Here is a 12348-nt window from a genome sequence, read left to right as displayed (position 1 = left end):
TCACCAATAACAATTCCGGGCTTGCGCCCGGGGCTGGAGTCGATGTGGCTACTTCTGAACAACTGCCCGAGGTCCTGGCTGGACAGGGCGGGAAAGCTACCTCTCGCGATGAGCGAACCACCTTTGAAACCGGCGCGGCAACTGATGCCGCGGCCGGTTTTGCTGTCTCCGGAAGGGAAGCCGACATCCACACCTTCGTCATCGACACCTCCGTCCTGCTCTCCGATCCCCGCGCTCTCCTGCGGTTCGCCGAACACGAGGTGGTTGTCCCCGTCGTCGTCATCACCGAACTCGAAGCCAAGCGGCACGACCCCGAGCTGGGCTACTTCGCGCGGAAGGCCCTGCGGCTCTTGGACGATCTCCGGGTCAAGCATGGCGGCCTGAACCAGCCCCTGCCCATCGGCGATGAGGGCGGCACGCTCATGGTGGAGCTCAACCACATCTCCGCAGAGGTACTGCCGCTGGGCTTCCGCAGCGGCGACAACGACAGCCGCATCCTCGCCGTGGCCAAGAACCTGGCCAACGAAGGACGCGACGTCACCGTCGTCTCCAAAGACCTGCCCATGCGGGTCAAAGCCTCCGCCATGGGGCTCACCGCCGACGAGTACCGCAACGAACTGGTCAAGGACTCAGGCTGGACAGGCGTCGCCGAAATCGAAGCCGACGAGCAGGAAATCTCAACCCTGTACGGCCACGAACCCGTCTTCATCCCCGCCGCGGCCGAACTTCCCGTCAACACCGGGCTGGTGCTGCTCTCCAACCGCGGCTCGGCACTCGGCCGGGTAGGTGCCGACAAGCATGTGCGCCTGGTCAAGGGCGACCGCGACGTATTCGGACTCCACGGCCGGTCCGCCGAGCAGCGGCTGGCCATCGACATGCTCATGGATCCCGCGGTCGGCATCGTCTCCATCGGCGGACGCGCGGGCACCGGCAAATCCGCACTGGCTCTCTGTGCAGGACTCGAGGCCGTGCTGGAGCGCCGCGAACACCGCAAAGTGATCGTCTTCCGGCCCCTCTACGCCGTGGGCGGCCAGGAACTCGGCTACCTGCCGGGCTCCGAATCGGAGAAGATGAACCCTTGGGCGCAGGCAGTCTTCGACACCCTGGGCGCATTGGTCAGCCAGGAAGTGGTGGAGGAGGTCATGGACCGCGGCATGCTCGAAGTCATGCCCCTCACCCACATCCGCGGACGCTCCCTCCACGACGCCTTCGTGATCGTCGATGAGGCCCAGTCCCTCGAAAAGAACGTCCTCCTCACCGTCATGAGCCGCATCGGACAGAACTCGAAAATCGTCCTTACCCACGACGTCGCCCAGCGGGACAACCTCCGGGTCGGCCGCCACGACGGAATCGCCGCCGTCGTCGAAACCCTGAAAGGACACCCGCTCTTCGGCCACGTCACCCTCACCCGCTCCGAACGCTCGCCCATCGCAGCCCTCGTCACCGAACTCCTGGAGGGTTAACATGCCCTTTGCGAGTGGCAGTGGCTGAGTTCGTCCGCCCCGAGCGCTTCGCCGTCGCTTAGACACCTCCCGGCGCGCCGCTTCGGTCGCTGGGCGACCTGCGCGGCGCTCTGGTCGGCGATGCGCTCCTACGCGAAGCACTCGGGCCGGACGTGTGCCAAGGCGCGCCAAGGGGCGTAAGCAGGCAAAAGCCGGGTTACGGTCCTTCTCGTAGGAGCGCATCGCGGTGCATCGGCCGCCGGAGGTCGCCCAGCGACCGGAGGTGGCCCTATGCGCTGTAAGCGTCGTCCCGAGGGACCCGACGCGAGCCTGCGAGCGTTGGGAAGGGACCTACGCGCTAAGCGACGGAGAAGGGCCGTGGCCCGGCGTACCCAGCCACGGACAGGCACTCAACGCACGCTGAGGAACTTTGCCGCTGCTTCGTGGCCCTCGACCTGTAGCTGCCAATCCGGGCGTTTGAAGGTTTCCGGGGTGACCCGGACCAGCTGGACTGTTTGGACTTGGTTTCCCCAGGCTTTGCGGGTGGTGCCGTTCAGTTCGTAGCCGAGGGAGCGGGAGACGCCGAGGGAGGCTTGGTTCCAGGCGGCGGCTTCGGATTCGGCGACTTCTGCGCCAAGCCAGTCGAAGGCCCAGAGGACGACTGCGGCACGCATCTCCTTGCCCAGGCCCCGGCCCTGGACGGACTGCTTCAGCCAGGACCCGGTGCTGACTGTCTTGAGTGCCCCAAAGTCCTTGGCGCCTACGTCTTGGCAGCCGATGAACTGGCCGTCGTGCCAGATACCCAGGAGCAGCGTCCAGCTCTCCGCCGTGCATTCGGCCCGGCAACGCCAGTACCAGCGGGCCATGTTGGGACCGAGTTCGTCGTCAGGAAGCTCCGTCCACGGATTGCTGAAGGGGTTCCTGTCCGGTTCGTGGATCCCGCTGCGGGCGGCGTCGACGGCTGCGGGGATGTCCTGGTCGGTGATGGGACGGAGCTCCAGCCGCGGCGTGGCCAGGGTGAGGTCGAACAGGGGCCAGATGGAGCTCATCGTCGTCATCCGCGAAGCCTAGCCGATCGCTGCCGGGAGGACGTGTCACGCTCAGGCGGGGATGTCCCAGCTGATGTGCCTGCGGACGTCGGTGAGGTTCATGGACTGGGCCAGGAACAGGTCGTCGAGCATGTATTCGTCCACGGCAAGGATCCGGATCCAATGGCCGTATTCCTCCGTGCCCGCCTCAAGGGATGTGCTGGCGACGCATACACCGGTGCCCACGTCCACGCGGAGCCGGGAAATGCCCGGAAGGCACAGGGGAGCGGCCGGATCAATTGGCCGGTAGGCGGCGTTGGGCGCCACAACGGCTTCCAGGGCGGGCCGGCCTTCGTGGTCGCCGTGCCGGACCTTCCGAATATCCAGGGCGTTGCTGCCCGGAAACTCGATAGGTACGGGGGCATTGCCGGCGAGCTCCACGGGGTCCAGCGCAGCCGCAAAGCGGCCGTTGCCAAACCCTGGCTCGCCGTAGGCCGCTTCGGGCCGGCGGCGCACCAGCCCGGCGTCATCGTAAACGGGGGTCACTAAGTGTGGAGGCAGGAGCCAGGACTTGCGGGTGGCACTCACGTAGAAATCGTCCCTGGAATCGTTGATTCCCGTGGTGCTGTGCAGGACCAGGCTTTCCGGGCTTTCCAGCCGAAGCGCCCCGGGACGGCGCAGCCAGGCACGGACAAAAGGCGCGCCGGGAGTTGGCGCCGACTCAAAGGCCTGGTCCCAGTACTCAAACCTCAGCGACTGCCACTTCCACGGGGATGAACGGCACAGGTTCCGGAACATGCCGGCCAGGTCCGCGGGGGCGGCTGGAGGGCCCGGATCCGGGCGGCGGCGGGAGTCCCAGGTGGACATATCCACATTTTACGCGGGGGTGGTACGGCCGGAACGGGTGGATCCAGTAGCATCCGAGGAGTGATCGGACGACTCGGCGACCTCTGGCAGCACACCCCGCTGGCCTTCTGGCTGGTCCTGGCCGCCTGCCTGTACTTTGCGGTGATGGCCGTGCGGCTCACCATCATCGATGTCCGACACCACCTCCTGCCCAACAGGATCGTCTTCCCGTCCTACGGGGTGGCCGGGGCACTTCTGCTTGCAGCGGCTGCAGCAACCTGGGCCGGCCCGGACGCGGGGAGCGCCGGCGGGATCCTGGCCGTTCCTGCCCTCCGCGTGGTGGCCGGTGCTGGGGTGCTGTGGCTGTTCTATTTCATCCTCCGGTTCATCTATCCGCCGGGCATGGGCTTTGGCGACGTCAAGCTCGCGGGAGTATTGGGCATGTACCTTGGCTACCTCAGCTGGGGGCACCTGTTCGCGGGAACCTTCCTCGCGTTCCTGCTGGGCGGACTGTGGTCCCTGGCCCTGCTGGCGGCCCGGCGGGGAACCCTGAAGTCTTCCATCCCGTTCGGCCCGTTCATGCTGGCCGGGGCCGCAGCCGCCATGCTGCTGCCCGCCTGAGCGCCCTGCGGTCCCTCAAGGACCTGTTGGATAGGCTGTGGTTATGCCTGCACCCGATTACGTCCTGAAGCTGCGCAAGAAGATCGGCAACGATCCCCTCTGGGTTCCCGGAGTCCGGGGCGTGGTGGTGGATGATGCCGGCCGGATCCTGCTGGCCCAACGGGCGGACAACCGGCAGTGGGCACTGGTCAGCGGGATGCTGGACCCGGGGGAGCAGCCCGCGCGTGGCCTGGTCCGGGAGATCTTTGAGGAAACGGCCGTGGTGGCGGAGGCCGAACGCGTGGTCTCCGTGGGTGCGGTAGGCCCGGTTACTTATCCCAACGGTGACGTGTGTGAGTTCCTGGACGTGGTGTTCCTCTGCCGTTATGTCTCCGGGGAGGCCAGGGTCAATGACGACGAATCCCTGGCCGTTGGCTGGTTCAGCCTCGATGAACTTCCCCAACTCATGCCGGGGCACCTCACCAGCATCCGCCAGGCCCTCGCCCCCTCCGGGGCCGTCCACTTCGAGCCCTAAAGCCTCCTGTACGGATGGCACAGGCACAATAAGAAACAGGGGCGCCGCAACCCCCAAGATTGCGGCGACCCTGTTGGTCTCTTGCCTGCCGGCGTTAGGCGGGACGCCCCGGCAACCGGCCCGGCAGCGGCCGGGGCAAGCGTCCGACGGCGGTCAGCGGCCGTGGGAAACCAGCTCGCCGTCGTCGTCCTTCACGATGTCCCCGCCCCGCCCGGTGCCCGCGATACCGGCAGCGGCCCCGGGGAGTCCGGCGGCGAGCCGCTCGGCTTCCTCCCCGCCCACTGCCTCGCCGCGTGCCACCATACCGGCAGTATCCGACAACGGGATCTGCTTCAGCGTGATGGCCAGGAGCAGCGCCACGGCGATGAAGGGGAGCAGGTACCAGAACACCGGGGCCAGGGAATCGGCATAGGCATTCACGATCGCGTCACGCAGCTGCTCCGGCAGCTGGTTCAGCGCCTGCGGGTCCAGCGTCCGGGTGGACTGCCCGGCCTGCTCCGCAGAGGCTCCTGCCCCAGTGAAGGCGCTGGTAAGGGCTTCCGAGAGCCGGGTGGTGAAGATCGAACCGAACACGGCCACGCCCATGGCGGCGCCCACTTCGCGAAAGTAGTTGTTGGTGCTGGTGGCGGTGCCGATCTGGTGGGCCGGCACGGAGTTCTGGACCACCAGGACCACCACCTGCATGATCAGGCCCAGGCCTGCGCCAAAGACGAACAGCTGGAGGCAGATCACCCAGATGGGAGTGCTCGCCGCGAGCGTGGTCATCCACAGCATGGCGGCCATGGTGAAGACCGCGCCCAGGATGGGAAACATCTTGTATTTCCCGGTCTTGGAGATCCGGATGCCCGAGTAGATGGACGTGCCCATGAGGCCGGCCATCATCGGCAGCATCAGCAGCCCGGATTCGGCTGCCGACGTGCCCGATGACATCTGGAGGAAGGTGGGGACGAAGGCGATGGCGGAGAACATGCCCAGGCCGAGCGTGAAGCCGATGGCGGTGGCGTTGATGAAGATCCGGTTGCGGAACAGGCTCAGCGGGATGATGGGATCCTCCGCACGGCGCTCCACCAGCACGAACGCGGCGGCGGACAACAGCAGGCCGGCGCCAAAGGCCCAGGTCAGTGGGGAATCCCAGCCTTCGTCCTTCTTGCCGCCGAAGTCGGTGAAGAAGATCAGGCAGGTGGTGGCGGCGGACAGCAGCACGACGCCCAGGATGTCGATCCGCTTTTCGGCCTTCTTGTTGGGCAGCGTGAGGGCGAACCAGGCAATGGCGAATGCCGCGAGGCCCACCGGGATGTTGATGTAGAAGGCCCATTCCCAGGTCAGGTGGTCCACGAAGAAGCCACCCAGGAGCGGCCCGGCCACGGCGGAGAGGCCGAAGATTGCGCCCAGCGGGCCCATGTACTTTCCCCGCTCCTTGGCGGGAACGATGTCGGCGATGATCGCCTGGGAGAGGATCATCAGGCCGCCGCCGCCGAGGCCCTGGATGGCGCGGAAAATGACGAAGCCCCAGAAATCGGTGGCCAGGGCGCAGCCCACCGAAGCCAGCGTGAAGAGTGCGATGGCTACGAGGAAGAGGTTGCGCCGGCCCAGGATGTCACCGAACTTGCCATAGATGGGCATCACGATGGTGGTGGCCAGCAGGTAGGCCGTGGTGATCCAGGCCTGGTGCTCCACGCCGCCCAGCTTGCCCACAATGGTTGGCATCGCGGTCGAAACGATGGTCTGGTCCAGGCTGGACAGCAGCATTCCGGCGATCAGCGCGGAGAAGATGATCCAGATGCGTTTTTGCGTCAACAGCAGGGGCCCTGCCGGCGCCTTGGTGGTGGCGGTACTCATGATTGTCCTTTTGCGGAGATGGGATCCGGAATATCGAAGGGCTGGGAGAAGAGCAGGCTGGCTGCGGAAAGGTTTTCCAGGAGCAGGTCCCGGTAACTTCGGGTGTTGCCGTCCGCGAAGTAAGCCATGCTGCTCTTGCGCGCGATGGTGCTGAGCAGCACCACCGCCATCTGCACCACGGGGTGGTCCGGGGCGACACCTTCACGCCGGGCAACATCCCGCGCGAACTGCGCCTCCCGCTGCTCCGTCACGCCGATGATCCGGAGGATGAGCTGGGGTTCCTTGCGGACCACCCCGATGAGCTGCCGGGTCTCCTCTTCCGAGGCAGCCATGTCCTCGGCCAGGCGGAGCGAGAGCCTCACCAGGTCCCGGAACAGGGTGGGCGAGATGTCGCCTGCGGGTGAGCCGGCTCCGCCAGCCACGAATTCCTCAACGGCGTCAGCCGGAACGTCGTCATCCGCGTGCCCGATGATGGCGTCTTCCTTCGTGGGGAAGTAGTTGAAGAAGGTCCGGCGTGATATGCCCGCTGCCTCGCAGACTTCCTCCACGGTGTACCCGTTGAGCCCGCGTTCGGCCGTCAGGGCGCGGGCGGTGGAGGTGATGGCGGCGCGGGTGGCGGCGCGTTTGCGCTCGCGGAGGCCGGAATCAGCGGAAGTTGCACCATCGGACATAGAGTATATTTTTGCACTCATATGCACTTAGTGCAATTTGGTGCTTCGACGTTAAAGTACGACGGCGGCCGGCCACCTTCCGTGCGAAAGGTGGCCGGCCGCCGTCGGGCGTTCAGCCGTTGGCGCCGGGGGCGTCAGGCCTTGTGGGCCGGGGCCGTCATGGTGGTGACGTCCAGTGCTTTGTCCAGGTCGGCTTCGGAAACCTTGCCCTCACCCTCGCCGACGAAGCCAAGCTTCTCGGTGGCCTGGCGGATGGTCAGGCCCTCCTTGACGGCGGTCTTGGCGATCTTGGCGGCGTTCTCGTAGCCGATGTACTTGTTCAGCGGGGTGACGATGGACGGCGACGCCTCGGCCAGGAAGCGGGCGCGCTCCACGTTGGCGGTGATGCCGTCGATCATCTTGTCTGCCATGACGCGGCTGGTGTTGGCCAGCAGGCGGATGGATTCGAGCAGGTTGGCGGCCATGACGGGAATGCCGACGTTGAGCTCGAAGGCACCGTTGGTGCCGGACCAGGCGATGGTGGTGTCGTTGCCGATGACCTGGGCGGCCACCATGATGGAGGCCTCGCAGATGACCGGGTTGACCTTGCCGGGCATGATCGAGGAGCCCGGCTGCAGGTCCGGGAGGGCGATTTCGCCCAGGCCCGTGTTGGGGCCCGAACCCATCCAGCGAAGGTCGTTGTTGATCTTCATGAAGGAGATGGCGATGTTGCGCAGCTGGCTGGAGGCCTCGATCAGGCCGTCACGGTTTGCCTGGGCCTCGAAGTGGTCGCGGGCCTCAGTCAGCGGCAGGCCGGTGTCCGTGGCGAGCAGTTCAATGACGCGCTCAGGGAAGCCTGCGGGCGTGTTGATGCCGGTGCCCACGGCGGTGCCGCCCAGCGGAACCTCGGCCACGCGGGGGAGCGAGGCGTTGATGCGCTCGATGCCGAACCGCACCTGCGTTGCGTAGCCCCCGAACTCCTGGCCCAGGGTCACCGGGGTGGCGTCCATGAGGTGGGTGCGGCCGGACTTGACGACGTCCTTGAACTCGGCTGCCTTGCGTTCCAGCGACTCGGCCAGGTAGCCCAGGGCGGGAATGAGGTCGTTGATCAGCGCGGAGGTGGCGGCAACGTGGACGGAGGTGGGAAACACGTCGTTGGAGGACTGGGAGGCGTTGACGTGGTCGTTCGGGTGGACCACCTTGTCGCTGCCGGCCGCCTTCAGTGCACGTGTGGCCAGCTCGGCGATGACCTCGTTGGTGTTCATGTTCGACGAGGTGCCGGAACCGGTCTGGAAGACGTCGATGGGGAAGTCGCCGTCGTACTTGCCGGCGGCCACCTCATCGGCAGCGTCCGCAATCGCCTTGGCCAGCTCGCCGTCGAGCACGCCCAGTTCTGCGTTGGCCTGGGCAGCAGCCTTCTTGACCCGTGCCAGCGCCTCGATGTGGGTGCGCTCCAGGGTCTTGCCGGAGATGGGGAAATTCTCTACTGCCCGCTGCGTCTGCGCGCGGTACAGTGCGTTCATGGGGACGCGGACTTCGCCCATCGTGTCATGTTCAATGCGGAACTCTTCAGTGGAAGTCATGGGGCTAGCTTATGGCGATTGGGCGCCCCATCGAAAACCGTTAAGGGTGCTTTGCCGGCGGCCCGTCTGGCCGCCGGCAGGTTGCTTCTAGAGCTCGCCGATTCCGGAAACAAGGTCGGCGCGGCCCTCTGCCAGGCGGTAGGAGAGGCCGATGACAGCGGTGCGGCCTTCCTCGATTGCGGTGGAAATCACACGCGAGCTGTCCGCGAGGCGCTGCGACATCTGCTTGACGTTCTCCACCACCATGTCGTTGACCTCGGTCTGGTTGTTCCGCAGGGAGGTGAGGACGGAGGGGGTGATGCGTTCCACGAGGTCGCGGATGAACCCCGCCGGCATCTCGCCGGTCTCAACAGCGTCCCTGGTGGCCGTGACGGCACCGCAGCTGTCGTGCCCAAGCACCACGATCAGCGGCACCCCCAGCACGGCCACGCTGTATTCCAGGGAGCCGAGGACGGCGTCGTCAATCACCTGCCCGGCTGTTCGGACCACGAAGACGTCGCCCAGGCCGACGTCGAAAATGATCTCAGCCGCAAGCCGGGAATCGGAGCAGCCAAAGATCACCGCAAAGGGGTTCTGGGTCTCCACCAGCGAGGAGCGCCGTGAGGCGTTCTGGTTCGGATGGCTGGATTCGCCGTTTACGAAACGTTCATTGCCTTCGCGCAGGCGGCGCCATGCCAGTGCAGGGGTCAGGTTAGTAGCCATGCTTACTACATTAAGGCGCGGGGGTGGCGGACAGGGAAACTGTGACGGCCGGGTTGGCGTCAAGGGAGGCTACGACGGCGGCAGCCAGGGCCGCGAATTCGTCCAGTTCCGCGGCGCCGGAGAGGACGACGGTGCTGCCCTTGTAGTTCAGGATCATCGATTTCTCGCCCTTGCCGGTGTCCCGCAGTTCCCATTCCTGGCCGCCGGCGTTCCGGGTCCCGGTGACGGGGGCGTTCTTGGTTTGCTGGAGGAGCCAGGTGGGGTTGGCCTTCGTGGTCTGAACCAGGCCGATGAAGGACGTCTTGGGGGTTACGTAGCCGACCTCCCACGTGGGCACGCCGTTGCCCGTCCCAGCCTCCCACCGGGCATAGTTCGCGCGGAACGCGTTGCCGGTGTCCGGTGCAACCGGTGTGAATCCGGCCACATCCGCCGCGTTCCGTGCCACGGACGCAACATCGACGTCCGGCCGGAAGCTTTCGCCCTTGGGCTGGGGATTCATGAGGACAACAGGCAGGAACGCAGCAATGCTGAGCACCAGGGCGATGATCATGCCGATTACCGAGGCGTTGGCCCGCTTGGCGGCGGCCGCCGGAATGACGGGCTTAACCGGGGTTTCGGCACTGCTGCCGGCAGCGGCGGGGCGGCCTTCGGGCTGTGCCTCGCCGGAGCTGGGACTGGTGGCTTCCTGCATGTCGTTCACCCCTCTATAGTCGCCCATCCCGGAGCCGGACTTCCATTCGGGCCCTGACCTGGGGCTGCAGGCAGTTGCAGGGGTACATTGCGCAGTTGCGTCATGGGCCGCCCGCGGCACGGCGCCGCGACTATGATCGATAGCAGAGGAATCACCGTTCTGCTGCACCGGCGGGCGGGTTCAATGATCGCCACTCGAAGAAGAGGTTCACGTGTCACCAGCGTCCATGACCCAGAAGTACTCCACGATTTCACCGTCCCTTGCGGTGGGCCACGACGAGCCGGACCGCAACCTTGCCCTTGAACTTGTCCGCGTCACCGAGGCCGCCGCCATTGCCGGCGGCCACTGGGTTGGCTTCGGCGACAAGAACACCGCCGACGGTGCAGCCGTCGACGCCATGCGTTCCTTCCTGCAGACCGTCCACTTCAACGGCGTCGTGGTGATCGGTGAAGGCGAAAAGGACGAAGCCCCCATGCTGTTCAACGGGGAGCGTGTTGGCGACGGCACCGGCCCCGAGGTGGACGTGGCTGTCGACCCCATCGACGGAACGCGCCTGACTGCCCTGGGCATCAACAACGCACTGGCTGTCCTGGCTGTTGCCGAGCGTGGCTCCATGTTCGATCCCTCCGCCGTGTTCTACATGGAGAAGCTGGTCACCGGCCCCGAAGCCGCGGACATGGTGGACCTGCGCCTGCCGGTCAAGCAGAACCTGCACCTGATCGCCAAGGCCAAGGGCGTCAAGGTCAACCAGCTCAACGTCATGATCCTTGACCGCGACCGCCACCGCCCGCTGGTGGAGGAAATCCGCGAAGCCGGTGCACGCACCAAGTTCATCATGGACGGCGACGTTGCCGGCGCCATCGCCGCGGCCCGGTCCGGAACCGGCGTGGACGCGCTCATGGGCATCGGCGGAACCCCCGAGGGCATCGTGGCCGCCTGCGCCATCAAGTCCCTGGGCGGCGTCATCCAGGGCCGCCTCTGGCCCACCAGTGACGAAGAGAAGCAGAAGGCCATCGACGCCGGCCACGACCTGGAGCGCGTGCTGTCCACCAACGACCTCGTCTCCAGCGACAACTGCTACTTCGCCGCCACCGGAATCACCGACGGCGACCTGCTCAAGGGCGTGCGCTACTCCAAGGACAAGGTCCTGACCCAGTCCATCGTGATGCGCTCCAAGTCCGGCACCATCCGCTTCGTGGAGGGTGAGCACCAGGCCAGCAAGTGGGAAGGCTACGCCCGCAAGAACTGATTCCCTTCAGTGCGGGATCCAAAGCCCCGGGGCGCAGCGTGCGCACCCGGGGCTTTGCCGTGAATGCGTTGGTATAGGGTTTAAGCCATGATTCCTGCTGTTGTGCCCTGTACTGACCGCGCCCTTTGGGACGAGCACGTTGACCGGTTCCAGGGGCATCCGCAGCAGCTGTGGGGCTGGGGCGAGACCAAGGCGGCACACGGCTGGTCCGTGGACCGGGTCCTGGTCAAGGCCGGGGACGAAACCATCGGTGGCGCCCAGCTGCTGGTCCGCAGCCTTCCCTTCCCCTTCCGTGCACTGGTCTACATTCCGCGCGGCCCCATGTGCTCCGTCGAGCACACCCAGGTGGTCCTCAACCGGCTGGCCGAACACGCCCTCCGGCACCGGGGCGTGGCCCTCAGCATCGAACCTGACTGGGACCGGGACTCCGCTTTCGCCGGCGCCGTGGCCGCCGCCGGGTTCCGCGAGTCCACCAACACGGTGCTCATCCCGCGCACGCTCATCCTTGACCTCACCCGGACCGACGACGAGCTGATGGCGGAGATGTCCAAGTCCACGCGGGCCAACATCCGCAAGGCGATGCGCAGTGACGTGGAGTTCCGCAAGGTGAAGAACGATTCCGAGCTGGAACAGGTCCTGGCCATCTACCACCAGACCGCCGAGCGTGCGGGCTTCGGCATCCACGAGGACCAGTACTACCGCGACATCTTCCACAACCTCGGGGACGCCTCGCCCATCATCGGAGCGTTCGACGGCGAGCAGCTGCTGGCGTTCACGTGGCTGTCGCGCAGCGGTACCACCGCCTTCGAGCTTTACGGCGGCGTCTCCGCAGAAGGACAGAAGCAGCGCGTCAATTACGGCGTAAAGTGGGCGGCCCTGCAGTCCATGCGCGAGGACGGCTGCAACCGGTACGACTTCAACGGCCTGCTCAACGACGGCATCTCCGACTTCAAGAAGCAGTTCGCCCGGCACGAGAACATGCTGCTGGGCACGTGGGAGAGGCCGCTCTCGCCCTTCTACCCTGCCTACGCCAAAGCCATGCCGCTGGCGCGCAAGGGCCTCCAGCAGGGGCGCCGGCTGGTGAAGGACGCAGCCGGGCGGGTCCTGCCCCTGGTCCGGAAGCTGCGTCCGGGCAACTGACTGAACCAGAAAAGAAGGGCGACTCCGGCACCCACGCGGGTGC

General features: G+C 66.1%; 12 protein-coding genes. 5 read left to right on the top strand and 7 right to left on the bottom strand.

Annotation, left to right across the window (positions count from 1 at the left end; all coding sequences use genetic code 11):
- Nucleotides 1-44 precede the first annotated feature (44 nt).
- Entirely contained in the window at nucleotides 45-1463 is a 1419-nt protein-coding gene (locus FBY30_RS00450) for a PhoH family protein (RefSeq protein WP_142130675.1), read from the top strand.
- 389 nt (nucleotides 1464-1852) lie between these two features.
- Here FBY30_RS00450 and FBY30_RS00445 read toward each other — a convergent pair whose 3' ends face one another.
- Together FBY30_RS00445 and FBY30_RS00440 are read right to left on the bottom strand one after the other, a co-directional pair.
- Nucleotides 1853-2500: a GNAT family N-acetyltransferase gene (locus FBY30_RS00445; protein ID WP_142130674.1), complete on the bottom strand. Its 648-nt coding sequence runs from the start codon at nucleotides 2498-2500 to the stop codon at nucleotides 1853-1855.
- A 42-nt stretch (nucleotides 2501-2542) separates the two neighbouring features.
- A complete protein-coding gene (locus tag FBY30_RS00440) occupies nucleotides 2543-3337 on the bottom strand; it encodes a hypothetical protein (RefSeq protein WP_142130673.1) in 795 nt (264 codons plus the stop codon).
- 60 nt (nucleotides 3338-3397) lie between these two features.
- Here FBY30_RS00440 and FBY30_RS00435 point away from each other — a divergent pair, with 60 nt between their 5' ends.
- Entirely contained in the window at nucleotides 3398-3937 is a 540-nt protein-coding gene (locus FBY30_RS00435) for a prepilin peptidase (protein ID WP_142130672.1), read from the top strand.
- A gap of 43 nt (nucleotides 3938-3980) precedes the next feature.
- On the top strand, nucleotides 3981-4451 hold the full coding sequence (locus FBY30_RS00430) for an NUDIX hydrolase (RefSeq protein ID WP_142130671.1): 471 nt from the start codon (nucleotides 3981-3983) through the stop codon (nucleotides 4449-4451).
- Nucleotides 4452-4604: 153 nt separating this feature from the next.
- On the opposite strand, the gene FBY30_RS00425 is transcribed toward FBY30_RS00430, so the two are convergent.
- The 5 genes from FBY30_RS00425 to FBY30_RS00405 all read right to left on the bottom strand — a co-directional run bounded on the left by FBY30_RS00425 (nucleotide 4605) and on the right by FBY30_RS00405 (nucleotide 9916).
- The gene (locus FBY30_RS00425) at nucleotides 4605-6290 is read right to left on the bottom strand and encodes an MDR family MFS transporter (protein WP_142130670.1); all 1686 of its coding nucleotides are present in this window, start codon (nucleotides 6288-6290) and stop codon (nucleotides 4605-4607) included.
- Nucleotides 6287-6961, bottom strand: a complete 675-nt coding sequence (locus FBY30_RS00420; protein WP_142130669.1) for a TetR/AcrR family transcriptional regulator — start codon at nucleotides 6959-6961, stop codon at nucleotides 6287-6289. The genes FBY30_RS00425 and FBY30_RS00420 overlap by 4 nt, the downstream gene beginning before the upstream one ends.
- A 134-nt stretch (nucleotides 6962-7095) precedes the next feature.
- Nucleotides 7096-8523 carry a class II fumarate hydratase gene (locus tag FBY30_RS00415; RefSeq protein ID WP_142130668.1) on the bottom strand — a complete coding sequence of 476 codons (1428 nt, stop codon included), beginning with the start codon at nucleotides 8521-8523 and terminating at the stop codon, nucleotides 7096-7098.
- An 87-nt stretch (nucleotides 8524-8610) separates the two neighbouring features.
- On the bottom strand, nucleotides 8611-9225 hold the full coding sequence (locus FBY30_RS00410; RefSeq protein WP_142130667.1) for a carbonic anhydrase: 615 nt from the start codon (nucleotides 9223-9225) through the stop codon (nucleotides 8611-8613).
- Nucleotides 9226-9235: 10 nt separating this feature from the next.
- Nucleotides 9236-9916 (bottom strand): DUF4245 domain-containing protein, encoded by a 681-nt coding sequence (locus FBY30_RS00405; protein WP_235009525.1) that lies wholly within the window; start codon nucleotides 9914-9916, stop codon nucleotides 9236-9238.
- A 226-nt stretch (nucleotides 9917-10142) separates the two neighbouring features.
- Here FBY30_RS00405 and glpX point away from each other — a divergent pair, with 226 nt between their 5' ends.
- Nucleotides 10143-11165: a class II fructose-bisphosphatase gene (glpX, locus tag FBY30_RS00400; RefSeq protein ID WP_200830737.1), complete on the top strand. Its 1023-nt coding sequence runs from the start codon at nucleotides 10143-10145 to the stop codon at nucleotides 11163-11165.
- An 87-nt stretch (nucleotides 11166-11252) separates the two neighbouring features.
- Nucleotides 11253-12305 (top strand): lipid II:glycine glycyltransferase FemX, encoded by a 1053-nt coding sequence (locus FBY30_RS00395; protein WP_142130664.1) that lies wholly within the window; start codon nucleotides 11253-11255, stop codon nucleotides 12303-12305.
- Nucleotides 12306-12348: the final 43 nt, after the last annotated feature.

The sequence above is a fragment of the Arthrobacter sp. SLBN-83 genome (genome assembly GCF_006715285.1).
Lineage (GTDB): Bacteria > Actinomycetota > Actinomycetes > Actinomycetales > Micrococcaceae > Arthrobacter.
The sequence above is the reverse complement of the archived record's forward strand: the minus strand, read 5'-3'. Positions and strand labels throughout refer to the sequence as shown.